This is a genomic window from Streptomyces sp. 71268 (assembly GCF_029392895.1).
GTDB lineage: Bacteria > Actinomycetota > Actinomycetes > Streptomycetales > Streptomycetaceae > Streptomyces.
In genome coordinates, this window is the sequence record NZ_CP114200.1 from 1006776 (window position 1) to 1027989 (window position 21214).

The 21214-nt window shown below is 74.3% G+C and carries 20 protein-coding genes; 4 read left to right on the forward strand and 16 right to left on the reverse strand.

The genetic code is table 11. The features are described 5' to 3' along the window. Positions 1–25: 25 nt before the first annotated feature. Together OYE22_RS03670 and OYE22_RS03675 are read right to left on the reverse strand one after the other, a co-directional pair. Positions 26–343 (reverse strand): hypothetical protein, encoded by a 318-nt coding sequence (locus OYE22_RS03670; protein WP_277319061.1) that lies wholly within the window; start codon positions 341–343, stop codon positions 26–28. Between the two features lie 309 nt (positions 344–652). Beyond that, a complete protein-coding gene (locus OYE22_RS03675; protein ID WP_277319062.1) occupies positions 653–1306 on the reverse strand; it encodes a TetR/AcrR family transcriptional regulator C-terminal domain-containing protein in 654 nt (217 codons plus the stop codon). A 70-nt stretch (positions 1307–1376) separates the two neighbouring features. Between OYE22_RS03675 and OYE22_RS03680 the strand changes: the two genes are divergently transcribed. Further along, positions 1377–2351 (forward strand): PDR/VanB family oxidoreductase, encoded by a 975-nt coding sequence (locus OYE22_RS03680; RefSeq protein ID WP_277319063.1) that lies wholly within the window; start codon positions 1377–1379, stop codon positions 2349–2351. Between the two features lie 51 nt (positions 2352–2402). Beyond that, positions 2403–3101 (forward strand): MSMEG_1061 family FMN-dependent PPOX-type flavoprotein, encoded by a 699-nt coding sequence (locus tag OYE22_RS03685; RefSeq protein WP_277319064.1) that lies wholly within the window; start codon positions 2403–2405, stop codon positions 3099–3101. 76 nt (positions 3102–3177) lie between these two features. On the opposite strand, the gene OYE22_RS03690 is transcribed toward OYE22_RS03685, so the two are convergent. From OYE22_RS03690 to OYE22_RS03700, 3 genes are all read right to left on the reverse strand, one after another. Beyond that, positions 3178–4203 (reverse strand): sugar-binding domain-containing protein, encoded by a 1026-nt coding sequence (locus OYE22_RS03690; RefSeq protein ID WP_277323968.1) that lies wholly within the window; start codon positions 4201–4203, stop codon positions 3178–3180. Between the two features lie 127 nt (positions 4204–4330). Further along, positions 4331–5026 carry a ribulose-phosphate 3-epimerase gene (rpe, locus tag OYE22_RS03695; RefSeq protein ID WP_277319065.1) on the reverse strand — a complete coding sequence of 232 codons (696 nt, stop codon included), beginning with the start codon at positions 5024–5026 and terminating at the stop codon, positions 4331–4333. A 265-nt stretch (positions 5027–5291) separates the two neighbouring features. Continuing rightward, positions 5292–5744 carry a helix-turn-helix domain-containing protein gene (locus OYE22_RS03700; protein ID WP_277319066.1) on the reverse strand — a complete coding sequence of 151 codons (453 nt, stop codon included), beginning with the start codon at positions 5742–5744 and terminating at the stop codon, positions 5292–5294. Between the two features lie 103 nt (positions 5745–5847). On the opposite strand from OYE22_RS03700, the gene OYE22_RS03705 reads away from it, so the two are divergent. Then, complete coding sequence (locus tag OYE22_RS03705) at positions 5848–7116, forward strand: MFS transporter (protein ID WP_277319067.1); 1269 nt, start codon at positions 5848–5850, stop codon at positions 7114–7116. A 17-nt stretch (positions 7117–7133) separates the two neighbouring features. On the opposite strand, the gene OYE22_RS03710 is transcribed toward OYE22_RS03705, so the two are convergent. The 3 genes from OYE22_RS03710 to fmt all read right to left on the reverse strand — a co-directional run bounded on the left by OYE22_RS03710 (position 7134) and on the right by fmt (position 10843). Then, positions 7134–8549, reverse strand: a complete 1416-nt coding sequence (locus OYE22_RS03710; protein WP_277319068.1) for a transcription antitermination factor NusB — start codon at positions 8547–8549, stop codon at positions 7134–7136. 120 nt (positions 8550–8669) lie between these two features. Beyond that, positions 8670–9719, reverse strand: coding sequence for an LLM class flavin-dependent oxidoreductase (locus tag OYE22_RS03715; RefSeq protein ID WP_277319069.1), 1050 nt, complete (start codon positions 9717–9719; stop codon positions 8670–8672). 191 nt (positions 9720–9910) lie between these two features. Beyond that, on the reverse strand, positions 9911–10843 hold the full coding sequence (gene fmt, locus OYE22_RS03720; RefSeq protein WP_277319070.1) for a methionyl-tRNA formyltransferase: 933 nt from the start codon (positions 10841–10843) through the stop codon (positions 9911–9913). Positions 10844–11095: 252 nt separating this feature from the next. Between fmt and OYE22_RS03725 the strand changes: the two genes are divergently transcribed. Further along, positions 11096–11629, forward strand: a complete 534-nt coding sequence (locus OYE22_RS03725; protein WP_277319071.1) for a hypothetical protein — start codon at positions 11096–11098, stop codon at positions 11627–11629. 232 nt (positions 11630–11861) lie between these two features. Here OYE22_RS03725 and OYE22_RS03730 read toward each other — a convergent pair whose 3' ends face one another. From OYE22_RS03730 to OYE22_RS03765, 8 genes are all read right to left on the reverse strand, one after another. Continuing rightward, positions 11862–14138 (reverse strand): primosomal protein N', encoded by a 2277-nt coding sequence (locus OYE22_RS03730; protein WP_277319072.1) that lies wholly within the window; start codon positions 14136–14138, stop codon positions 11862–11864. Between the two features lie 212 nt (positions 14139–14350). Then, positions 14351–15574, reverse strand: coding sequence for a methionine adenosyltransferase (gene metK, locus OYE22_RS03735; RefSeq protein WP_277319073.1), 1224 nt, complete (start codon positions 15572–15574; stop codon positions 14351–14353). 346 nt (positions 15575–15920) lie between these two features. After that, positions 15921–17252: a bifunctional phosphopantothenoylcysteine decarboxylase/phosphopantothenate--cysteine ligase CoaBC gene (coaBC, locus tag OYE22_RS03740; RefSeq protein WP_277319074.1), complete on the reverse strand. Its 1332-nt coding sequence runs from the start codon at positions 17250–17252 to the stop codon at positions 15921–15923. A 128-nt stretch (positions 17253–17380) separates the two neighbouring features. Next, positions 17381–17653, reverse strand: a complete 273-nt coding sequence (gene rpoZ, locus OYE22_RS03745; RefSeq protein ID WP_005319902.1) for a DNA-directed RNA polymerase subunit omega — start codon at positions 17651–17653, stop codon at positions 17381–17383. A 204-nt stretch (positions 17654–17857) separates the two neighbouring features. Beyond that, on the reverse strand, positions 17858–18478 hold the full coding sequence (gmk, locus tag OYE22_RS03750; RefSeq protein WP_277319075.1) for a guanylate kinase: 621 nt from the start codon (positions 18476–18478) through the stop codon (positions 17858–17860). 38 nt (positions 18479–18516) lie between these two features. After that, complete coding sequence (gene mihF, locus OYE22_RS03755) at positions 18517–18840, reverse strand: integration host factor, actinobacterial type (RefSeq protein ID WP_176165020.1); 324 nt, start codon at positions 18838–18840, stop codon at positions 18517–18519. A gap of 217 nt (positions 18841–19057) precedes the next feature. After that, entirely contained in the window at positions 19058–19975 is a 918-nt protein-coding gene (gene pyrF, locus OYE22_RS03760; protein ID WP_277319076.1) for an orotidine-5'-phosphate decarboxylase, read from the reverse strand. Continuing rightward, complete coding sequence (locus OYE22_RS03765; RefSeq protein ID WP_277319077.1) at positions 19972–21087, reverse strand: quinone-dependent dihydroorotate dehydrogenase; 1116 nt, start codon at positions 21085–21087, stop codon at positions 19972–19974. Before OYE22_RS03765 ends, pyrF begins: the two co-directional genes overlap by 4 nt. Between the last annotated feature and the right edge of the window lie 127 nt (positions 21088–21214).

Consider the following 21214-nt stretch of genomic DNA (forward strand, 5'->3'; position numbering starts at 1 on the left):
GGCGGGGTCACCACCCGTCCACACGTCAGCGCGGTGGCGCCCCCGCGCTCGGCGTGCGACCGCCCGGCGCCGTCGAGGCGGCGCCGGGCGGCGCGGGGTCAACGGCCACGTCGAGCACGTCGACGAGCCTGCGCAGCTTCTGCTGCGCGCGCGGCGCGTGGGCCCGTGGCACGCGGATGACGGCGGTGGTCACCCTCGCCGACGCCTCGACGGACGTGGCCGCGTCCGCCGGTGCCGCCGTGTACGCGAAGTCCAGCACCTGGTGGTGGTTGAGGGTGGCGGCGAGCCGTACGAGCGTGCCACGGCCGGGCCGGAGCGTGACGGTGAGCCGGGTGTGTTCCATGCGGGGTGGTCCTGTCTCTGGGTCCGGAAACAGAGAAGACCCCTCGCGAGGCGCGAGAGGTCTGCGTGCGGGCGGTGAGTTCGGGGAGGTCACTCCCCCGGGCTCGGTGCCGGCACGCCGCGGCTGGTAATCCGCTGCTGCATGGCGGGCATGCTGGCAGAAACCGACCACATCCCGGAGAGGCATCTCATACTGCGGACGAGCGGGGGGACCGGCGGCCGGGCGCGGGTGACGTCGGCCGGGTACGGGGCGCGCTCGACCGTCGCCACGGGCGCTACGTGCGTACGTCACGGGCGCCGGGCGCGGAGGTCACGGGCGCCGGGCGCACTCCGCGCGCAGCCCGGCCGTCAGGACGCGGACCCCGAAGTCGAAGCGCGCGTCGAAGTCGACGAACCGCTCCCACGGAGTGGCGGCCAGGCGCGGGTAGCGCCCGTCCCGTACCGAGGCCGCGAGCAGTTCGGTCTCGCCGCCGGTCGCCCCCTGCTGTTCGAGCACCTCGCCCAGTACGTAGCTGAAGAGGGTGGTGGCGGCCCACAGCGCCTTCTCCGGAGGCAGCTCCGCCTCCCCCAGGATCGCCAGCATGGTGTCGGCGAGGGTGAGCGTGGCCTGTTGGGCCGTGTAGGTGCCGCCGACGACGCGCGCCCCGTCCCGCTGCGCGAGGAGTGTCTCGCGCAGCGCGCGGGCGAGGGCCGCGGCGCGCTCCTCCCAGGTGTCGCCCGTGAGGTCGGCCCGCGCCAGGACGCCGGCCAGCAGCGTCTCGGCCATCTCGTCGAGCAGCGCCTGCTTGTTGTCGAACAGCCGGTACAGCGTGGGCAGTTGGACCTCCAAGCTCGCGGCGAGCCGACGCATCGTCAGTGATTCCAGGCCGCCGGAGTCGACCAGCGCGAGCGCCGTACGCGCCACCGTCTCGGCCCGCAGCGGCGTCCTGGCCCGACTGCCGTCCCTCTGAGTTCTGATTGACACGTTAACAACGTTATCACTACCTTGAATTCATCGTTGATAACAACGTTAATCTTTTACTTGGGGGTGGCCCATGCGACAGGTGGCCCCGGCTCGCCCGCGCACACCGGCGGACGAGCTGGCGATGGTGGTACGGCAACTGCGGTGGGAGGCCGAGGGCGTGGTCTCCGTCGAGTTGGCCGCGGCGGACGGAGGCGACCTGCCGCCCTGGCGCCCCGGCGCCCACATCGAGCTGGTCCTGCCCACCGGGATCGCCCGCCAGTACTCGCTGTGCGGCTCGGTGACGGACCGCTCCCGCTACCGCGTCGGCGTACGGCGCGAGCGCGGCAGCCGTGGCGGTTCGGAGTACGTGCACGCCTTCCTACGCCCGGGGCAGCCGGTGCGGGTGCGCGGCCCACGAGACAACTTCGGCTTCCGACCGGAGCCGGCGTACCTGTTCATCGCGGGTGGCATCGGCATCACGCCGATCCTGCCGATGGTGCGGGAGGCCGTGCGCCGGGGCGTGCCGTGGCGACTGGCGTACGGCGGTCGCACGGCGGCCTCGATGGCCTTCCTCGACGAACTCGCGCCCCACCGCGAACACGTGTGGCGCTACCCGAAGGACGAGACGGGCCGCATGCCGCTCGGCGACTGGCTCGCCCCACCCCGCCCCGGCACGGCCCTGTACGCCTGCGGTCCCGAGTCCCTGCTGACCGCGATCGAGGAGGGCAGCGCGCACTGGGACCCGGGAACCGTCCGCATGGAGCGGTTCGCGGCGCGGCCGAGGCCGGCCGTGCCACGGGCCGAGGTCGAGGTGGTGTGCGCGCGCTCGGAGACCACGGTGACCGTGCCCGCCGACCGCTCCGTCCTGAGCGCGCTCGAAGCGGCCGGCGTCCCGGTGGTCGGCTCCTGCCGGGAGGGCGTCTGCGGTACGTGCGAGACCCGGGTGCTCGACGGCGTACCCGAGCACCTGGACGACATCCTCTCGGCGGACGAGCGCGCGGCCGGCGACCGCATGTACCCCTGTGTGTCCCGGGCCCGCGGCAGACGGCTGGTGCTCGATGTGTGACCGCCCGACGGCTGACGGAACGGCGCGGTGCGCGTCGCGAGGAGGACGACCTTGACCGAGACCATCGACCCGCCGCGCGGGGCCGCGCCGGCCCGGACGGCGGCCGACGACTACCGGCCGATCGGCCTGGCCCGGGTGCGGGAGGTGCTGGGGCACCCGCTGCCCTTCATCGCGGAGAAGAAGGAGCCCTACCTCGGGGAGTTCGCCACCCGCTTCATCGCGCACAGCACGTTCTGCGTGGTGGCCTCCGCCGACGAGCTGGGACAGCTCGACACCAGCCCCAAGGGCGACCCGCCGGGTGCGGTGCGGGTGCTCGACCCGTGGACGCTGGCCCTGCCCGAGCGCCCCGGCAACCGGCTCGCCGACACCTTCGAGAACGTGTCCCGCAACCCGGCCGTGGGGCTCGCGTTCTTCGTACCCGGCGTACGCGAGGTGCTACGGGTGAACGGGGACGCGTTCATCACCGACGACACCGAACTGCTCGACCGGCTCGGCGCCGAGGGCAAGCCCGCCGTGCTCGCGACCATCGTGCGGGTCCGCGAGGTGTTCGGGCAGTGCGGAAAGGCCGTGATCCGGGCCAAGCTGTGGGACGGCGACGCCCGCCACCTCGCCGACGCCCTGACCTTCGGCAGCAGCTTCTCCGCCATGACCGTCGCGGAGAACGCCGGCAAGATGGCCCGCACCCTCGGCGACCAGGTCGGCTCCCTGGACGCCACGCTGGAACACCACTACGAGAACGACCTCTACTGATCCCGTACCCCGACACGTCTGACGCCCCGGGCCGGCGGAGCTCGGGGCGTCAGACGTGTCGCGCGGTCGTGCGGGGCTAGCTCGCGCCGTCCGGGTCGGCCCGGTCGAGGGCCGGGCGCGGGCCGGGGCCGGTCTCGAGCAGGAGGTAGTCCGCGACGGCCGTGTCCGTGACGAGGCTGGTCACCAGGCCGGAGCGGAGCACCGCGCCGATCGCCTCGGCCTTGCGCAGCCCACCCGCGATGGCCACCACCTCCGGGATGCGGCGCAACCGGTCGGCCTCCACCGTGATGCAGCGCTCCCCGAGGTCGCGGCCGACCCGGCGGCCCTCGGCGTCGAAGAGGTGGGCCGACATCTCGGCGGCGGCGCCGAGCGAGGCGTACTGCGCCCGCTCCTCGTCGCTGAGCATGTCGTAGACGGTGGAGATGCCCGGCGCCCACGAGCCGATGGACACGGCCGCCACGGTGACCTTGTCGAAGTACTCGAAGGCGCGGGCGATGCCGGGCTGCCGGCGCAGCGCGGCGGCGGTCGCCGAGTCGGGCAGCAGCATCGGCGCGTAGATGGGGTGGGCCTCGCCGCCGGAGACGGCCGCCGCCCGGCGCACCGCCTCGACCGAGCCGCGCTCGGCCGTGCCCGCGTCGTACACGCCGGTGAGCTGGACGACGGTGCACGGCGGGAGGCGGTGCAGGGCGGCGGCCATGTTGATGGTGGACCGGCCCCAGGCCAGGCCGAGCACGTCGCCCTCGTCGACCAGCTCGCCGAGCAGGTCGGCGGCCACCTCGCCCAGGTTCTCCGGGTCGGTGGGGGCGGTGGTCGCGGGGCCCGCCGCGTCGTCCGGGCCGTCCGTCAGGGCCGGCGCGGACTCGACCACCACCGCGTGGCGCAGCCCGTAGCGGGCGCGCAGGGCGTCCGAGCGCTCGGCGTCGAGCTCGGCGGGCACCCGGATCTCGATGCGCACCAGATCGCGGTCGAGCGCGGTCTCCAGCACGCGGGCCACCTTGAAGCGGCTGACGCCGAACTCCTCGGCGATTTGGATCTTGGACTTGCCCTCCAGGTAGAAGCGGCGCGCCATAGCCGCCGCCTGCACCAGCTCGGCGGGTCCCATCCGCGTGGCTGAACGGCCCGTCGACACCGCGTTCTCCTCACTGTTCACGTTCTGGACTCAACCGTCATCCTGTCAGAAACGGCGGTCCTTGGTTCGCCCTTTACCTTGGCGTTCACCAAGCCGTGGCTCAGTGTCCGCATGCCCATGCGGCACTCGCGGTCGCTTCCTGCGCCTGGGCCCGCAGTCGGCGTACGGCGTCGGCCGGGTCGTCGGCGCCGTAGACGGCGGAACCGGCGACGAACACGTCGGCTCCGGCCTCAGCACAGCGTTCAATGGTCGAAGACGAAACCCCTCCGTCCACTTGCAGCCACATCTGGAGGCCGTGTCGTCCGATCAACTCCCGGGTGCGGCGGATCTTCGGCAGCATGATGTCGAGGAACGCCTGCCCGCCGAAGCCGGGTTCGACCGTCATGACCAGCAACATGTCGAGTTCGGGCAGCAGATCCTCGTACGGCTCGATGGGCGTCGCCGGCCTGAGCGCCATGGCGGCGCGGGCCCCCTTGGCCCGGATCTCGCGCGCCAGCCGCACCGGCGCGCGCGCCGCCTCGACGTGGAAGGTCACCGAGGACGCGCCGGCCTCCACGTACTGCGGGGCCCAGCGGTCCGGGTCCTCGATCATCAGGTGGCAGTCGAGCGGCACGCCCGTCGCCTTGCCGAGCGACTCGACGACCGGCACGCCGAGCGTCAGGTTCGGCACGAAGTGGTTGTCCATGACATCAACGTGCAACCAGTCGGCGCCATCGGGCCCCGAGACGGCTGCGGTCTCCTCCGCCAGGCGGGAGAAGTCGGAGGAAAGGATGCTGGGACTGATCTGAACGGCCATGCCGCCAAGCCTGCCACGCCGGGCGCCCACGGGCAGCGTCGGGGATCACCGCGCACACCGCCCGGCCGCTCCGGGCGCCCAGGTCACGCGCGTACGCCCGCCGGCCGGCGCGGGTCGAGGTCGGGTGGCTCGGAGGCGCCGGGTGAGTGGCGCGCGGAGGCGGCGGCCGGCGCGCAGGCCAGCAACCGGGGGCCGTACGCGCATCGTTGCGGGCCACGCGGGGTCAACTCGCGGGTCGGTCGGGTCGGGGCCGCCGGTGGGCGCCCTACCGGGTGGTGACCTTGTGGACGGTGGTGTCGTCGGGGCGCAGCGGGCGCCCGTCCGACGACCGGACCTCCAGCGCGCGCAGGGGGTGCCCGTCGCGGCGGTCGACCAGTCGCGAGTGCTCCTCGTCGGGGGCGAAGAAGTGCGCCTCGCCCCACTGCCGCAGCGCCACGATGACCGGGAAGAGGGCCTCGCCCTTCGGGGTCAGCACGTACTCGCGGTAGGCGCTGCCGTCCGACGCCGGGACTGAGGCGAGGACGCCGCCGGCGACCAGCGCGCGCAGCCGCGCGGTGAGGATGTTCTTCGCCACGCCCAGGCCGCGCTGGAACTCCCCGAAGCGGCGGCTGCCGTCGAAGGCGTCGCGCACGATCAGCAGGGACCACCAGTCGCCGATGGCGTCCACCGAGCGCGCGACGGGGCAGTCGCTGTCGTCGAACCGGGTCCTCGTCACCATGTCGTCCTCCACTCCCCGCGCGTCCATCTGGTTGCAACATGCTACCGGTAAGGCTAGCGTGCCGCCTGGTAGCAAGATGAAACCAGATCTGGAGGGGAACCGAATGGCCACCGACCGCGCGCCCGCACCGCCCCCGCCCACGGCCCGTGACACGCCCCCGACCGAGGAGGGGCCCGGATACGTCCTGTCCCGCGGGGCCCTGCTGCTGTTCGCCGTCGCCTGCGGGACCGCCGTGGCCAACGTGTACTTCGCCCAACCGCTCCTGGTCACCGTCGGCCAGGACCTCGCCATGAGCCCGGCGCTGGTCGGCGGCGTCGTCACGCTCACGCACGTCGGGTACGGCCTTGGCCTGTTCTTCCTCGTACCGCTGGGGGACGTGGCCGACCGCAGGCGGCTCGTCGTGACCCAACTGCTGCTCCTGGTCGCGGCGTTGGCGGCGATCGCCGTAGCCCCCACGGCGGCGGTCCTGCTCGCGGGCATGGTCGCCATGGGGCTGCTCGCCGTCGTCACCCAGACGCTGGTGGCCTTCGCGGCGTCGCTGGCCCCGCCCGCCCAGCGCGGACGCGTCGTCGGCATGGTGACCAGCGGCGTGGTCAGCGGCATCCTGCTCGCCCGCACCGCCTCCGGCGCCATGGCCGACCTCGCGGGCTGGCGCTCCGTCTACCTCGCGTCGGCGGTGCTCACCGCGCTGCTCGCGCTCGTCCTGCACCGCGTGCTGCCGCGCCACACCGGCGCCCCATCGGCGGCCCTGCCCTACGGGCGACTCCTGCGCTCCACGGTCACCCTGTTCGCGCGGGAGCCCCTGCTACGCCTGCGGGCCGCCCTCGGCCTGCTGATATTCACCGCGTTCAGCACGCTGTGGAGCAGCGTCGCGCTACCGCTCAGCGAGGCGCCGCACTCCCTGTCGCACACCGCGATCGGGGCCTGGGGGCTGGTCGGCGTGGTGGGCGCGCTGGCCGCGACGGTGGCGGGCCGGCTGAACGACCGCGGGCACGCGCGGTGGGCCACCGGCGCCGCCCTCGCGCTGCTCGCCGCCTCCTGGCTGCCCCTGGCCCACACCCGCGGCTCGCTGTGGGCCCTGGCCGTCGGCGTCGTCCTGCTCGACCTCGCCGTGCAGGCCGTCCACGTCACCAACCAGACCCTGATCCACGCCCGGCACCCGACCGCGGGCAGCCGGCTGATCGGCGGCTACATGGTCTTCTACTCGATCGGCAGCGCCACCGGCGCCATCGTCGCGACCTCCCTCTACGCGGCGGCCGGCTGGGGCGCCGTGTGCGCCTTCGGCGCCACGGTCAGTTGCCTCGCGCTCGCGCTGTGGGCGCTCACCCGAGAGGGCGCCCGCGGCCCCGCCGCCGAGGCAGGCGGCGGCTGACGGCACGGGCCCGCACCTCACCCCGTACGGCGCAGCAACGCCAGGTACATCGCGTCCGTGCCGTGCAGATGCGGCCAGAGCTGCACGTCGGGGCCGTCGCCGAGGCCGGGGACGTCGGGCAGCAGGGGGCGGGCGTCGATCCACTCGGCGCCGCCGGCCGACTTCAGCACGTCGTCCACGACGGCCCGGGTCTCGGCCATGTGCGGCGAACAGGTCACGTACGCCACCACGCCGCCGGCCCGCGCCGCCGCCAGCGCCTCGCGCAGCAGCCCGCGCTGGAGCGGGGCGAACCCCTCCAGGTCCGCCGGCCGGCGCCGCCAGCGCGCCTCCGGCCGCCGGCGCAGCGCGCCGAGGCCGGTGCACGGCACGTCCACCAGGACCCGGTCGAAGGAGCCGGGCCGCCACACCGGGCGGGTGCCGTCGGCGGTCACCACCTGGTACGGGCCCGGGTTGCCGGCCAGCGCGCGGGCCACGAGGCGAGCCCGGTGCGGCTGCTTCTCGGCCGCCAGCAACGTCGCGCCGCGCTGCGCTGCGAGCGCCGCCAGGAGCGCGGCCTTGCCACCGGGGCCCGCGCAGCCGTCGAGCCACCGCGCGTCGGCGCCCTCGACCGGCGCGTTGGCCAGCGCCATGGCCACCAGCTGGCTGCCCTCGTCCTGCACGCCGGCGCGCCCCTCGCGGACCGCGTCCAGCGCCCCGGGCTCGCCGCCGTCCACCAGCCGCACCGCGTACGGCGACCAGCGACCCGGCAGGGCCCGGTCCTCGCCCGCCGCCGCCAGCAGCTCGTCCGTGTCCGAGCGCCCCGGGCGGGCGACCAGCGTCACCTCTGGGCGCTCGTTGTCGGCCGCGAGCAGGTCCTCGATCCCGGCCCGGCCGCCACCCAGCGCGTCCCACAGCGCGGAGACCACCCAGCGCGGGTGGGCGTGCATGACACCCAGGTGCGCCTCGGGGTCCTCGTCGTAGGGCGGGGCGACGCGGCGCAGCCAGCCGTCGAGGTCGTCCGCGGCGATCTTCCGCAGCACGGCGTTGACGAACTTGGCCCGCCCGTCCCCCAGCACCACCCGCGCCAGCTCCACGGTCGCGCTGACCGCGGCGTGCGTGGGAATCCGGGTGCCGAGGAGCTGGTGCGCCCCCAGGCTGAGCACGTCGAGGACCGGCGGGTCCACCTCGCGCAGCGGCCGGTCCACGCACTCGGCGACGATCTCGTCGTACGTGCCCTGCCAGCGCAGCGTGCCGTACACCAACTCGGTCGCGAGCGCGGCGTCCCGCGCGTCGAACCCGCCGCCCTCCCTGGCCTTGCGCAACAGCGGGGGCAGTACGAGGTTGGCGTAGGCGTCACGCTCGTCGACGGCCCGCAGCGCCTCGAAGGCGAGCACCCGCACGGGGTCCTTCTTCGGTCGGCGGTAGGGCTTGGCTGGACGGCGGCGATCGTTCACGAAAGGTGCTCCGGAGCTGGGAAGACGAACTCTCCCAGCGTACGTGCCACGGCGGGCCCCGCGCGCTGCGCGCCCCCGGGCCCGAACCCGGGCCGGGTCCGAGCGGGGTCCGGGCCGGTGTCACCCGACCGCCGGCCGCACCGCCTCGTGGATCAGGCGCAACTGCTCGTCCACGCTGGCCACCCCGGCCAACTCCCGCCCGGTGAACGCCCTGACCAGCGTCTTGTCGGTGATCGCGCAGATCACGTGGTTGATGCCGGCGGGCACGAGCTGGGTACGGATCGCCTCCGCGCACTCCTCGGGCGTCCCCGCGATCGACAGCCGCTCGACCACCTCCGGGCTGGTCAGCTCGATGCCGCGGGCCAGGTCGCCGGCGCGCACCGCGTCGAGGACGGGCCGCAGCTCGCTCGGGTCCACCCCGTTGCGTCGCAGTTGCTCGTCGGGCATGGCCGACGCGTACAGGCCGACCATGCTGCGCGCGGCCTCCTTGGCCGGCGCGGACTCCGGGCCGGTGGCGAAGACGACCCACGCGCCCAGGTCCAGGCTCCGCCAGTCCCGCCCCGCGCGCTCCGCGCCCGCGCGCACGTGCTCCACCGCGTACGTCAGCGCCTCGCGCGTACAGCTCATGGCGTGGTGACAGCCGTCCGCCAACTCCCCAGCGGCCTCGAAGGACTTCGGCCCGCGCATCGCCCCCAGCTTGAGCGGCAGGTGCTCCTGTACGGGGCGGGCGAAGGTGAACAGGCCCTCGTAACTGAAAAACTCGCCCCGCCGCGTGATGGTGCCCTCGTCCAGCAGGGTGCGCACCACGCCGAGCGCCTCCTTCACCCGCGACAGCGGGCGGCCCCTCATGCCCTCGATGCCGTACTGCGCCAGCAGCCCGAAGTTGCCGCTGGCCAGCACCGCCTCGGCGCGCCCGGCGGACAGTTCGTCCAGCGTGGCCAGCGCCTGGGCGATCAGCGTCGGCTCGCGCAGCGTGACCGGGGAGGCGCTCGGGCCGAGTCGGATGTTCCGGGTCTGTCCCGCGGCCACCGCGAACAGCGACCACAGGTCCTTGTGCCAGGTCTCGTCCGCCGCGTAACACGCGTAGAAGCCGAGTTCGTCGGCGAGCCGGATGGAGGCCAGTGAGTCCTGGAGCGGGTAGTCGGGGAGCAGGGCGTAGCTGAACCGCATGAGCGCCACCTCATCTCGTCGGGGACGACCAGCGCGGGCGTGAACACCCCGAACTCCGAAGGGAGTTGGGCCCCGCCGCACCGCCAGCAGTCTGGGCAGCCGGCGACGGGCTGTCCAGGGTGCCCCCGGGCCCCGCCCCGCCGAGCGCCGCGCCCGCCGAGCCGGGGTCCGGCTCGACGGGCGCCGCCGGGCTACGCCTCGAACCGCTCCCCCGCCGCGATGCGCACCCCGCGCGCCCAGTCGGCCCCGGCCATCGGCTTCTTGCCCTGCGGCTGCACCCACAGCAGCTCGACGGCGTGGCTGCCGGTGCCGGCGAACACGGCGTTCTTCGTCGCGGCGATCTCGCCCGGCGCGAGGTCGGCGCGGTCGGTGACCAGCCGTACGGACTTGACCTTCAGCCGCTCGCCCCGGAAGACCGTCCAGGCCCCGGGGGCCGGGGCGCAGCCGCGCACCACCCGGTCCACGCGCAACGCGGGCGCCGCCCAGTCGATCCGGGCGTCCTCCACCTCGATCTTCGGCGCGAGCGAGACGCCATCGGCCGGCTGCGGCACCGGTCGCAGGGTGCCGTCCTCGATGCCGTCCATCGTCGCCGCGAGCAGCCCCGCGCCGGCGAAGGCGAGCCGGGTCAGCAGGTCGCCGCTGGTGTCGGTGGGGCGCACCTGCTCGGTGAGGACGCCGTACACCGGCCCCGAGTCGAGGCCCTGTTCGATGAGGAAGGTCGAGGCGCCGGTCATCTCGTCGCCGGCGAGCACGGCGTGCTGCACGGGGGCCGCACCACGCCAGGCGGGCAGCAGCGAGAAGTGCAGGTTGACCCAGCCACGGGCCGGGATGTCCAGCGCGACCTTGGGCAGCAGCGCCCCGTAGGCCACCACCGGGCAGCAGTCGGGCGCGATCTCGCGCAGCCGGGCGAGGAAGTCCTCGTCACGCGGCTTGGCCGGCTTCAGCACCTCGATGCCGGCCTCCTCGGCGCGCTGCGCGACCGGGCTCACGACCAGCCGCCGGCCGCGCCCGGCCGGCGCGTCGGGCCGGGTGACCACGGCCACGACCTCGTGCCGGTCTGACGCGAGCAAAGCGTCCAGGGCGGGTACGGCGACCTCGGGGGTACCGGCGAAGACGAGCCTCATGTCTGGCGGACTACCTCTCACACGCTGCGGAACGGCGCCCCAGTCTAGGCCGCCGCCTCGTACGGAGTCCCGCCGCCGGGGCCCGCCCGAACCCACCCGATCAGGGGGCGTACGCGATCGGCGTCGCGCGCCCCGGACCGTGACCACGAGGGCGGCTGTCGCGTTGGTCAAGTCAGATTGACCGAATCGGGCCGCTCCAGCGGCCCGATCCTTTTCCCAAGCGACTTCAACGCCGGTTCGAGAGGCTTGTTCATGGCCGACCACGCAACCCACGACGCCCAGGCTCGGGCCAGCCTGCATCTGCTGGTCCGGGACATCGAGCGGGTCCGGCGGCAGGTGGACGCACTGCGTACCCTCACCGCCCAGCTCGGCAACGTCTACCGCCCGCGACGCACCAGCCCGTCCGCGGGCTTCGTCGTCTACGGGCGGGCGCCAGCCCCCACGGTACGGCTGGCGCAGGAGCTGCGGGACAGCATCGAGACGCTGGTGACGGCCGCGGTGGACTTCGACCGTTCGCTGGGCTTCTCGTGGGACGCGGTCGGCTCGGCGCTCGGCGTCACCAAGCAGGCGGTGCACCGGCGCTACGGCAGCCGCCGGTCCACGGCGACCGGCGGTGCCGAGGGCGGCGGCGAGGCACTGCGCACGGCCGAGCGGCCGGCGGACGCGACGCCGATCGTGCCCGCCGCCCGCTCGGTGCCCTCGCTCCCCGCCGCGGCCGCAAGCTCGGCCCCCGCACTCCGCGAGGACGCCCGCTCGGGCGCGCTCCCCGGACCGCGCAACGGCTGACGCCCGACGCGACCCTCCCCACACCACGCTGGCCCGGCGGCTCACCCCCGCCGGGCCAGCGTGGTGTGGGGCCGTCGCCGCGCCCGGCCGTCACGCCCCGGCCGGCCTGCCGACGGATCGCGCGAACGGGGGGCGTGCCCCCGCGCCGCCACCCGCCAAGCCCACCGGATCGGCAGCGGTAGGCGCCCGCCGCCCCGGCCCGACGCCGTGGCCACGGCCGGCGAACCCGGCCTCAACCGATGTCGGGCGGGTCCACCCGCACCCACACCGGATCGCCCTGCTTGCGCGTCAACCGCTGGGCCTGGGCGGCCTTGAGGGCGCTCGCCAGGGCCGCGCCCTGGCCCGGCCGTACCCGGATCAGGGCCCGCTCCCAGCCCCCCGGCTCCTCCGGCGCGCCGAGCAGCGGCGCGGACGGCTCGGCGCCCCCCGCGCGCGCCGGCCCAGGGCGCGGGTCAACGGCCGGCACCGGGCCGAGGACCTCCGCCGTGTCCGGCAGGTCGACCAGGCGCAACAGGCCGGCCACCGCCGCGGGCGGCCCGGAGACCGCCGCCATCCGGGAGACCGGCGGAAAGCCCAGCTCCGCCCGCTCGCCCAGCTCCCGCGCCGCGTGCCCGGCCGGGTCCCAGCGCACCAGGGCCTGCACGGGGCGCAGCGTCGGCTCGGCCACGATGGTGACCACGCCGCCCGCGTCCTGCCCGCGCACCAGGGCCGCCGCCGTCAACCAACGCCGCAGCGCCACCTCGCTGGCACGCAGGTCCGGGCGCGAGAGCAGCGCCCAGCCGTCGAGCAGTAGGGCCGCCGCGTACCCGGGGCCGGGGGCGATGGGCTCGGCGCCCGGGGTGGCGACCACCAGGGCGGGACGGTCGGGCACCGACTCGCGTATGTGGTCGCGCCCGGAGGCCAGCACGGGTACCTCGGGAAAGGCCCGCCCCAGCTCCTCGGCCGTGCGCTGGGCGCCGACGACCCGCGCCCGCGTACGCCGTCCGCCGCACTCCGCGCAGTGCCAGTCGGGAACCTCGGTACCGCACCAGCCGCAGCACAGCGCGGCGCCGGCCGCCGGCGCCTGCACCGGCCCCTGGCAGCGCCCGCACCGCGCCGGCGTACGACAGTCCGCGCAGGCCAGCCGTGGCACGTAGCCCCACCTCGGGACCTGCACGAGCACCGGGCCGTGCCGCAGCCCCTCGCGCGCGGTCCGCCAGGCGAGGCTGGGCAACCGGGCGGCGCGGGCCCCTGCGTCCCGCCCCAACTGCTCGTCACCGACCGTACGGATCAACGGGGCCACGCCCCGGGCCACTTCCCGCTCAGCGGCGAGCGGCAGCGCCCAGCCGGTCTCCACGAGCTGGGCCGCCTCGACCGTACGGCTGACGCTGCCCAGCAGGAACGCCGTACGCTCGTGCGCGCTGCGCAGCAGCAGCACCTCGCGGGCGTGCGGCTGCGGGGCGTGCCGCTCGCTGTGGTTGCTGTCGCCGTCCTCCCAGATCGCGACGAGGCCCAGCCGGTGCACGGGGGCGAACATCGCGGCCCGGGTGCCGACCACGGCGCGCAGCGCGCCACGGTTGATCGCCAACCAGCGGCGGTAGCGCTCCTCGGGGCCGCTGTCGGCGGTGAGCAGCGCGTGCTGCCCCGGGCCGAGCAGCTCGCTGAGGGCGGCGTCCACGCGGGCCGCGCTGCGCCCGTCGGGCAGCACGGCGAGCGCGCCACGGCCGGCGGCGAGCGTGGCGGCCATGGCTCGGGCCAGCTCCATCGGCCAGTCAGGCCCGGGCAGCGCGGTCCACACCGCGCGCGGGGCGTCCCCCCTGGCCAGCGCGCGCAGGAAGCTCGGCCCGTGCGGATAGCGCGCCCAGCTCCCGGGCTCGGGCGACGCGGGCGGCGGCAGCGGCGCGGGGGACGGCTGGGCCTCCACCCGCGCGTGCCGCTGCGGCACGGCGAGCTGGAGCACGTCGGCCAGCGACCCCGCGTACCGGTCGGCGACCATGCGGCACACGGTGAGCAGCTCGGGTCGCAAGGCCAGCTCAGGCGAGAGGACCTGGGCGATGGCGGCGAGCGGACCCTGGTAGTCCGACTCGGCGACGCGGTCCAGGATGTACCCGTCGAGGAGTCCGCCGCCCTCGCGCCGCCCGCCGCGCACCTGCCCGGTGCCGGCGCCGAACCGCACCCGCACCCGCACCCCGGGCTGCGCGGCGGCGTCCAGCTCGGCCGGGACCGCGTAGTCCCAGAGCTTGTCCAGGTGCACCGGGCCCTTGTCGACGAGCACCCGCGCCACCGGCCGCTCCTTGGCCAGCGGCGCGCCACGCCAGGTGCGCGGCTTGGCCTTGGGCGCCTTGGTCTTGCGCACCGTCTCGCGGATCAGCGCGAGCTGCTCCCCGGCGCCGTCCCCCGCGCCAGGCCCGCCGCCGGGCCTCTCCTTCCTCGCCCGAGCGCCCCGCCCGCCCGCCGCGTCACCAGCCCTCCCACCGCCGCGCCCCGCACGCGCCGGCTCGTCACCCGACTGCCCGTTCTCGCTGCTCACAGCACCAGTCTTAGCAGACGGCACTGACAGGGGGCCGGGCCGCGCACACCGTGCGAGCATGGCCAGCCGCTCATGCCAGATCGCGCCGCGACACCCGCCATCCGGCCCCGGCACAACGCCCGCGGCCCCGAACCCTCGTCGGGTTCGGGGCCGCGGGCGTGCTGGACGGGCCGGCGCGCGAGCGCGCCGTCAGGCGCCGCTACGGGCTCTGCTCAGAGCCCTGCGGCCTGCCGCAGCGCGTCCACCCGGTCCGTGCGCTCCCAGGTGAAGTCCGGCAGCGGGCGGCCGAAGTGGCCGTACGCGGCGGTCTGGGCGTAGATCGGACGGAGCAGGTCGAGGTCGCGGATGATCGCGGCCGGACGCAGGTCGAAGACCTGGGCGATGGCCTGCTCGATGCGCTCGGCGTCGACGGTGGCGGTGCCGAAGGTCTCCACGAAGAGACCGACCGGCTCGGCCTTGCCGATCGCGTACGCGACCTGGACCTCGCAGCGCGAGGCCAGGCCCGCGGCGACTACGTTCTTGGCGACCCAGCGCATGGCGTACGCGGCCGAGCGGTCCACCTTGGACGGGTCCTTGCCGGAGAAGGCGCCGCCGCCGTGGCGGGCCATGCCGCCGTAGGTGTCGATGATGATCTTGCGGCCGGTGAGGCCGGCGTCGCCCATCGGGCCGCCGATCTCGAAGCGGCCGGTCGGGTTGACCAGCAGTCGGTAGCCCTCGGTCTCCAGCTTGATGCCGTCGTCCACCAGGGCCTTGAGCTCCGGCTCCACGACGAACTCGCGGATGTCGGGGGCGAGCAGCGAGTCCAGGTCGATGTCGGACGCGTGCTGCGAGGAGACGACCACGGTGTCCAGGCGGACGGCCTTCTCGCCGTCGTACTCGATGGTGACCTGGGTCTTGCCGTCGGGGCGCAGGTACGGGATCGTCCCGTTCTTGCGCACGTCGGACAGGCGGCGCGAGAGCCGGTGCGCAAGGTGGATCGGCAGCGGCATCAGGTCGGGGGTCTCGTCGCAGGCGTAGCCGAACATCAGCCCCTGGTCGCCCGCGCCCTGCTTGTCGAGGTCGTCGTCCTTGCTCCCGTCGGACGAGCCTTCGACCCGGGCCTCGTACGCGGTGTCGACACCCTGGGCGATGTCGGGCGACTGCGCGCCGATGGAGACGGAGACGCCACAGGAGGCTCCGTCGAAGCCCTTCTTGGAGGAGTCGTAACCGATCTCGAGGATCTTGTTGCGCACGAGGGAGGCGATCGGCGCGTACGCCTTCGTCGTCACCTCGCCTGCGACGTGCACCAGTCCGGTGGTGATCAGGGTCTCGACGGCGACCCGCGAGTGCGGGTCCTCCTTGAGGAGGGCGTCGAGGATGGTGTCGCTGATCTGGTCAGCGATCTTGTCAGGGTGGCCCTCGGTCACAGATTCCGAGGTGAACAGGCGGCGGGACACATCGCTCCCTGGGGTTGCAGCGGCTGCTGGCTGAGCATGGGCGGAGACGCGCGGGAGCTGCGCCCACGCGAATCCGAGGTCAGTTTATCCGTCGTTCTCGCCGATTGGGCCGCGTGTCTCGCAACACGGGCACAGGGTGACTTGTCACACACACTTGCGTGGGGTGAATGAGGTGTTCGGCGACACCCTGGGGGGCTCTTTCGCGCCGACTTCGGCGCTACCCGGTCGAACCGGGGGTCTCGCGCGCTCCGGCCGGCTCGGGCGGTACGCGAAGGAGACCGGGGCCGAGGCGCGCCCGCCGCCTCCGCGCGCCCGGCCTGGGGCGCGCGGTGCGGCGGGGCCGTGGTCAGGCGTCGGCCGCCGGGGGCAGCGCGCGGGCCACCAGGTCCCAGACGGTCTCGGCGAGCGCCTCCTTGGGCCCGTACGGGACGGGGGTCTCGCTGCCGTCGGCGCCCAGCACGACGGCCTCGTTCTCCTCCGCGCCGAACGTCTTGTGCTCGCCCACCTCGTTGACGACCAGCAGGTCACAGCCCTTGCGGGCGAGCTTGGCCCGGCCGTTGGGCACCACGTCGTCGGTCTCGGCCGCGAAGCCGACGACGAGTTGGCCGGGGCGGGCGCGCTCGGCCGAGAGCTCGGCGAGGATGTCCGGATTCCGCACCAGGGCGATGGGCTCGGGCTCCTGCCCGTCCCGCTTCTTGATCTTGCCGGTCGCGTACGTCGCGGGCCGGAAGTCGGCCACGGCCGCCGCCATGACCACCACGTCCGCGTCGGGCGCGGCCTTCAGCATCGCCTCGCGCAGCTGCACCGCCGTACCCACCCGCACCACGTCCGCGCCGGCCGGGTCGAGCAGCGCGCTGTTCGCGGAGACCAGCGTCACCCGCGCGCCACGGGCCACGGCCGCGCGGGCCAGCGCGTACCCCTGCTTGCCCGAAGAGCGGTTGCCCAGGAAGCGCACCGGGTCCAGCGGCTCCCGGGTGCCGCCGGCGCTCACCACCACGTGCCGGCCCGCGAGGTCGCGCCGGGCGCCGGCGCCCGGGCCGGCGGCCAGCACGCGGCGACACACCTCGAAGATCTCGCCCGGGTCCGGCAGTCGGCCCTTGCCGGTGTCCACGCCGGTCAGCCGGCCGACGGCGGGCTCGATGACCACCGCGCCGCGCCGCCGCAGGGTCGCCACGTTCTCTCGCGTCGCGGGGTGCTCCCACATCTCGGTGTGCATGGCCGGCGCGAAGACGACCGGGCAGCGGGCCGTGAGCAGGGTGTTGGTCAGCAGGTCGCCGGCGAGCCCGTGGGCGGCCTTGGCCAGCGTGTCGGCGGTGGCCGGGGCGACCACGACCAGGTCGGCCGTCTGCCCGATACGTACGTGCGCCACCTCGTGCACGTCCGTCCAGACCTCCGTGGAGACCGGGTGACCGGACAGCGCCGACCAGGTGGCCTCGCCGACGAAGTGCAGGGCGGACGCGGTGGGCACCACCCGTACGTCGTGGCCCGACTCGGTCAGGCGGCGCAGCAGCTCACACGCCTTGTAGGCGGCGATGCCACCGCTCACGCCCAGCACCACGGAGGGCTTGCGGGTCCCGGCCCCGGCGTCGACTCCCGCCGGCCCACCCGCCCCGGCGTGTGGTTCCCGCCCCGCGCCCGCCGTCGCTTCGGCCGCCGGCTGGTTGGTGGACTCTTCCATCGCTCGCTTCTCCCCGCGCTCTCCCATGGGCCCATGACACACCACGGGCCCGGCAGCCGCTCCCCCGGCCCGCGCCGGAGGGCCCGCTGCCGGGCCCGTGGTGTGAGAAAAACCTACCGCTCGCGCGGCTACTGCGCCGGGCCCTCGATGGCCTCGGAGGTCAGCAGGCCCGCGTTGATCTCGCGGAGCGCGATCGACAGCGGCTTCTCGTGGACGTGGGTGTCCACGAGGGGGCCGACGTACTCCAGCAGGCCCTCGCCGAGCTGCGAGTAGTACGCGTTGATCTGACGAGCACGCTTGGCGGCGTAGATCACCAGGCTGTACTTCGAGTCGGTGGCCTCAAGCAGCTCATCAATCGGCGGGTTGATGATGCCCTCGGGCGCGGTGATGGAAGAGGACACTCTCTGCCTTCCGATCGGGTTCAGCGATGTCGCAGACGCCTTCGGCGACCGCGTCGGTGACGGTGTCACCGGGCGTGGAACTGATGGCATCTGTTGGGTACGGCGGTGGTCACTTACCGCGCCGTACCGGTCGTCAACGACGGTAATGGCGGTGTGACGCTTGCCGTACCGGGCGTTAACGAGGGTCGAAGAAATCAGAGAAGATCAGACCACTCGCATCAAGGCTAGCAGCTCAGCGCTGACGTCCTCGACGGAGGTGTTGACCAGGGTGGTGTCGAACTCGGACTCGGCGGCCAGCTCGACCTTCGCCGCGGCCAGCCTGCGCTCGATCACCTCCGGCGGCTCGGTGCCCCGCCCGGTCAGGCGGCGCACCAGCTCGTCCCAGCTCGGCGGGGCCAGGAAGACCAACTGCGCCTCCGGCATCGACTCGCGGACCAGCCGGGCGCCCTGGAGGTCGATCTCCAGCAGCACCGGCTCCCCGGCCTCGAGGCGGTCGAGGACCGCCCGGCGCGGGGTGCCGTAGCGGTTGCCCGCGAACTCGGCCCACTCCAGCAGCTCGCCGTTGGCGATGAGCTTGTCGAACTCCTCGTTCTCGACGAAGAAGTACTGGACGCCGTGCCGCTCGCCGGGGCGCGGCTTGCGGGTGGTGGCGGAGACCGAGAGCCATACCTCGGGATGGGCCTTGCGCAGGTGCGCGACGACCGTGCTCTTACCGACCCCGGAGGGGCCGGAGAGCACGGTCAGCCGCGGACGTGCGTCCGGAGGTACGGGGGATACCGCCTGCGAAGCGAGGGGGCTGGTCGCCCCCTGGGGATGTGCTGCCATGCGGCGATTATCCAGGTTTCCGGGAGCGCCGGAAAACGTCAGGCGGCCTTGCCGCCGAACTCACGCTCCAGGGCGGCGATCTGGTTGGAGCCGAGACCGCGCACCCGGCGGCTCTCGGAGATGCCGAGCCGCTCCATGATCTGCTTGGCACGAACCTTGCCCACGCCGGGGAGGGACTCAAGGAGCGCGGAGACCTTCATCTTGCCGATGACGTCGTCCTGTTGACCCTGCTGGATGACGTCGTGCAGCGAGGCACCGGAGTTCTTGAGTCGATTCTTGACCGCGGCGCGCTCCCGGCGAGCCGCGGCGGCCTTTTCGAGCGCGGCTGCGCGCTGTTCAGGGGTAAGGGGCGGAAGAGCCACGCCTACGTCACCTCGGATATCGAACTGTCGGATACGGACCGGTGAGGAACCTAGTCGCCCCTCACCAGGGTGAGCAACGCGCAACACACCTGCGCGTTGTGCTCCCGTCGGAGACTAGCGGCCACGGCCGCTCCAGTCAGCGAGAACAGACGAAAAGTCCTGGTCAGACTCGCTCGACCAGGACTTTTCGGGGCAAAACCACCGGGTTCTGAGGTACTTATTTCACGGCTACCCGCACGTCATCGGCGATTTTGGCCGCCGCGGCGCGCAGTGCGGCGGTGTCCGGGCCGTGCCGCAGCACCCCACGGCTCACGCTCGGCACCACGTTTCCCACCGCCGCGCCGAAGACCGCCGGAAGGTCGGCGGGGGTCGCGCCCTGGGCGCCGATGCCCGGCGCGAGGAGCGGTCCGTCGATGGCGAGCGAGCCGCCGGCGGCGGCGAGCGCGTCGCCCAGCGTGGCGCCCACCACCGCGCCGAAGGAGCCGAGCGGCCGGCCCTGGCCCCGCCAGGCGGCGCGCTCGGCGGCGTTGTGCTCGGCGAGGTGGCCCAGCACGGTGGCGGCCACGCTGCGGCCGTCGGCGCGCACCGCGTGCTGCACCTCGGCGCCCTCCGGGTTGGAGGTCAGCGCCAGCGCGAACAGGCCGCAGCCGCTCGTACGGGCCAGCTCCACGGCCGGGTCGAGCGAGCCGAAGCCCAGGTAGGGGCTGACGGTGAGCGCGTCCGAGAACAGCGGCGAGGCGGGGTCGAGGTAGGCGGCGGCGTACGCGGCCATGGTCGAGCCGATGTCGCCGCGCTTGGCGTCCATCAGCACCAGGGCCCCGGCGGCGCGGGCCTCGGCGACGGTGCGCTCGAGGACGGCCACCCCGCGCGAGCCGAACCGCTCGAAGAACGCGGACTGCGGCTTGAGCACGGCCACCCGGTCGGCCAGGGCCTCCACGACGGTGCGCGAGAACCGCTCCAGGCCCGCGACGTCGTCGCCCAGGCCCCAGTCGGCCAGCAGCGAGGCGTGCGGGTCGATGCCCACGCACAGCGGCCCACGGGTGTCCATGGCCTGCCGCAGCCGGGCGCCGAAGGCGACGGGGGCTTGCGGTTCGCCGGTGGCGTGCGTGGCCTTGGGGGTCGGGGTGTCGCTCATGCCGCCTGCTCCTTGGTCTCGGCCCCCACCGCGTCGGCCAGGGTGGCGTACGGGCTGGCGGCCAGGCGGGCGGCCAGCCCCTTGTGCAGGGCGCGGCACCACAGCGGGCCCTGGTAGATGAAGGCGCTGTAGCCCTGGATCAGGGTGGCGCCGGCCAGGATGCGCTCCCAGGCGTCGTCGGCGTTCTCGATGCCGCCCACGCCGACCAGGGTGACCCGGTCGCCGACGCGCGCGTACAGCCGGCGCAGCACCGCCAGCGAGCGCGCCCTGACCGGGGCGCCGGAGAGGCCGCCGGTCTCCGCCACCAGCCTGGGGTCGCTGGTCAGGCCGAGGCCGTCGCGGGCGATGGTGGTGTTGGTGGCGATGATGCCGTCCAGGCCGAGTTCGACGGCGAGGTCGGCGACCGCGTCGATGTCCTCGTCCGCCAGGTCGGGGGCGATCTTGACCAGCAGCGGGACGCGGCGGGTGGTGACCGTGCGGTCGGCGGCCTCGCGGACGGCGGTCAGCAGCGGGCGCAGGTGCTCGACGGCCTGGAGGTCGCGCAGCCCGGGGGTGTTGGGCGAGGAGACGTTGACGACCAGGTAGTCGGCGTGGCCGGCCAGCCGCTCGGTGGAGGTGACGTAGTCGGCGATGGCCTCCGATTCGGGGACCACCTTGGTCTTGCCGATGTTGACGCCGACGGTGGCCTTGAAGGCGGGGCGGCGGGCGGCGAGCCGGGCGGCGACGGCGGCGGAGCCCTCGTTGTTGAAGCCCATCCGGTTGATCAGCGCGCGGTCGCCCACCAGGCGGAAGAGGCGCTTGCGCGGGTTGCCTGGCTGGGCGTGCCCGGTGACCGTGCCGATCTCCACGTGGTCGAAGCCGAGCATGGTCATGCCGTCGATGGCCATGGCGTTCTTGTCGAACCCGGCGGCCAGCCCGAACGGGCCGTGCATCCGCAGGCCCAGCGCCTCGGTGCGCAGCTCCTTGTACCGGGGGGCGAGCACGGCGGCGACGAGGGTGCGCAGGACGGGGACGCGGGCGACGAGCCTGATCCAGCCGAAGGCGAGGTGGTGGGCCTGTTCGGGGTCCATCCGCTGGAAGAGGAGCCGGAACAGGAGCGGGTAAGGGTTCATGCGGGCGCGGGCTTTCGCTAGGCCGGTACGGGCGGGGCTGGGAGCGGGCCGGCCGGGGCGGCGGGCCCGCTCGATCCGGGCGGGGACGGAGACCGGGGTGGGCGCCCGGGGGGCCGGTGGGTGGCCG

Excerpts from the sequence above, each read along its gene's own strand:
- OYE22_RS03670 (WP_277319061.1), bottom strand. The coding sequence starts at position 343 with ATGGAACACACCCGGCTCACCGTCACGCTCCGGCCCGGCCGTGGCACG.
- OYE22_RS03680 (WP_277319063.1), top strand. The coding sequence starts at position 1,377 with ATGCGACAGGTGGCCCCGGCTCGCCCGCGCACACCGGCGGACGAGCTG.
- OYE22_RS03690 (WP_277323968.1), bottom strand. The coding sequence starts at position 4,203 with ATGGGACCCGCCGAGCTGGTGCAGGCGGCGGCTATGGCGCGCCGCTTC.
- rpe (WP_277319065.1), bottom strand. The coding sequence starts at position 5,026 with ATGGCCGTTCAGATCAGTCCCAGCATCCTTTCCTCCGACTTCTCCCGC.
- OYE22_RS03700 (WP_277319066.1), bottom strand. The coding sequence starts at position 5,744 with ATGGTGACGAGGACCCGGTTCGACGACAGCGACTGCCCCGTCGCGCGC.
- OYE22_RS03705 (WP_277319067.1), top strand. The coding sequence starts at position 5,848 with ATGGCCACCGACCGCGCGCCCGCACCGCCCCCGCCCACGGCCCGTGAC.
- OYE22_RS03715 (WP_277319069.1), bottom strand. The coding sequence starts at position 9,719 with ATGCGGTTCAGCTACGCCCTGCTCCCCGACTACCCGCTCCAGGACTCA.
- fmt (WP_277319070.1), bottom strand. The coding sequence starts at position 10,843 with ATGAGGCTCGTCTTCGCCGGTACCCCCGAGGTCGCCGTACCCGCCCTG.
- OYE22_RS03725 (WP_277319071.1), top strand. The coding sequence starts at position 11,096 with ATGGCCGACCACGCAACCCACGACGCCCAGGCTCGGGCCAGCCTGCAT.
- coaBC (WP_277319074.1), bottom strand. The coding sequence starts at position 17,252 with ATGGAAGAGTCCACCAACCAGCCGGCGGCCGAAGCGACGGCGGGCGCG.
- gmk (WP_277319075.1), bottom strand. The coding sequence starts at position 18,478 with ATGGCAGCACATCCCCAGGGGGCGACCAGCCCCCTCGCTTCGCAGGCG.
- pyrF (WP_277319076.1), bottom strand. The coding sequence starts at position 19,975 with ATGAGCGACACCCCGACCCCCAAGGCCACGCACGCCACCGGCGAACCG.
- OYE22_RS03765 (WP_277319077.1), bottom strand. The coding sequence starts at position 21,087 with ATGAACCCTTACCCGCTCCTGTTCCGGCTCCTCTTCCAGCGGATGGAC.